Genomic DNA, 279 nt, shown 5'->3' with positions numbered 1-279 from the left:
CGCTGGTAATGCCCGATGACGGCAGCGCCACATTGAAAGTCCAGACCCCGGCATTGCTCTGCAGCGTCTGGAACCCGGCCAGGGAAAGCGGTGCAAACGTCGAGGCGCCGCCGTCTTCGCTTTCGAGCGTGAGAAGGTTGGCGCCGCCTCCACCGCTGATGTTGCCGGTGATCGAGGAGCCCGTGTAGGCATGCAGCGCATCGTTGCCGTTTGCGAAGTTGAGCGACCCGATGACGCTGCCCTTGTTGGTGAAATCGACGGCAGAGGTGCCATTGGCAC

Annotated in this window: 1 protein-coding gene; it reads right to left on the bottom strand. The window is 62.7% G+C overall.

Annotated elements, in window-relative coordinates; genetic code table 11:
* Window positions 1–279 (bottom strand): hypothetical protein (locus ACZYSP_RS35590; RefSeq protein ID WP_489019272.1); only part of this gene is annotated, 279 nt, incomplete at both ends.

It is taken from the genome of Variovorax sp. F042 (genome assembly GCF_057814215.1).
The sequence above is the reverse complement of the archived record's forward strand: the minus strand, read 5'-3'. Positions and strand labels throughout refer to the sequence as shown.